At 73.6% G+C, this 1,453-nt stretch carries 2 protein-coding genes; both read right to left on the bottom strand.

Annotation, left to right across the window (positions count from 1 at the left end; translation table 11 throughout):
• Positions 1-737, bottom strand: a 737-nt coding sequence (locus tag I4I78_RS32355) for an SLC13 family permease (protein ID WP_255567225.1), incomplete at its 3' end; no start/stop codon positions are given.
• On the bottom strand, positions 734-1,453 hold a 720-nt coding region (locus tag I4I78_RS32350), incomplete at its 5' end, for a sulfite exporter TauE/SafE family protein (RefSeq protein ID WP_226380855.1). The genes I4I78_RS32350 and I4I78_RS32355, both read right to left, overlap by 4 nt.

The following is a 1,453-nucleotide window of genomic DNA, read 5'->3' as shown; positions in this document are numbered from 1 at the left end:
ACCCCGATCGCCGACGACGCCCCGAACCCGGCCAGCGTCAACGCCAGCACGGCCGGCGCGAACACCGGCCGTGCGCGGATACCGTCGCCGGGGCGGTGATCTCCGCGCACGACCGGCCCGGTGGTCTCGGCCAGGTCGCGGGCGAAGAACCGGCGCAGCACCAGGTACTCGACGGCGATCACCGCGACCCACGGCAGCACCATCAGCCCGGCGAAGGACAGGAACGTCAGCCCGGACGCGGAGAACGCGAGCAGGTTGGTCAGGTTCGACACCGGCAGCAGCCCGGACGCGGAGTTGGACAGGTGCGCGCACGCGTAGCTGTGCGGCCGGGCCGGGAGCCGCAGGCGCGCGGCGGTGAGGAGCACGACCGGCGTCAGCAGCACCACGGTCGCGTCCAGGCTGAGCACGGCGGTGGTGCCGGCGGCGGTGACGAACACCAGCCCGAGCAGGCGCCGCGGGTTCCCGCGGGACGCGCCGGCCAGTGCTGCGCCGAGCCGGTCGAACACCCCCTCGACGTCGGCCAGGTGCCCGAGCAGCAGGATCGCGGCCAGGAACCCGACGGTCGGGCCGAGCTCGACGACCTCCCGCCACGCGTCGGACGGGGTGATCAGCCCGGTGCCGACGGCGATCGCCGCGGCGGGCACCGCCGTCGCGGCCTCGGGCAGTCCGGACGGGCGCAGCGTGGCCGCGAGGAGCACCGCCACCAGCAGTGCGACCGCGGCCAGCAGCGGGATCATTCGAGGAACAGGTAGATGCCGACCGCGATGCCCAGCACGACGACGGCCCAGCGCAGCACGTTCTCCGGCAGCCTGCGGGCGATCTGGGCCCCGACGAGTCCGCCGACCAGCGTGGTCGGGGCGAGCAGGGCGACCGCGAGCCAGTCCACCGGTGCCCCGATCGCGAAGACGACCACCGTGATCGTCGCGACGGCCAGCGACAGGACGCCCTTGAGCGCGTTGAGCCTGCGCAGTGAGTCGTGCGCGAACAGACTGAGGGTGGAGATCAGGATGACGCCGAGCGCGCCGCCGAAGTAGCCGCCGTAGATCGCGGCCAGGAACACCGCCGTGAGCAGCAGCGGCGTCCGGTCGCGGGCCTCGCCGCCGCCCGGGGTGCCGATCCTGCGCTTGATCCACGGTCCGACGGCCATCGTGAGGCTGGCCAGGATGACCAGGGCCGGCACGATCGCGTCGAACACCTGTCCGGGCAGGACCAGCAACAGCACCGACCCGATCCCGGACCCGAACACCGCCACGATCGAGGTCAGCAGGATCCGCCGGCCCTGTCCGGGGAGGTCCTTGCGCGCGCCGGCCACGAGACCGACGTAGCCGGGCCACTGCGCCACCGAGTTCGTGACGTTCGCCGCCAGCGGCGGGAACCCGACCGCGAGCAGCGCAGGGAACACCAGCAGCGAACCGCCGCCCGCGATCGCGTTGATCGCCCCGGCGAACAGACC

The sequence above is a fragment of the Pseudonocardia sp. KRD291 genome (genome assembly GCF_019263595.1).
In the GTDB taxonomy this organism is placed as follows: domain Bacteria; phylum Actinomycetota; class Actinomycetes; order Mycobacteriales; family Pseudonocardiaceae; genus Pseudonocardia.
The sequence above is the reverse complement of the archived record's forward strand: the minus strand, read 5'-3'. Positions and strand labels throughout refer to the sequence as shown.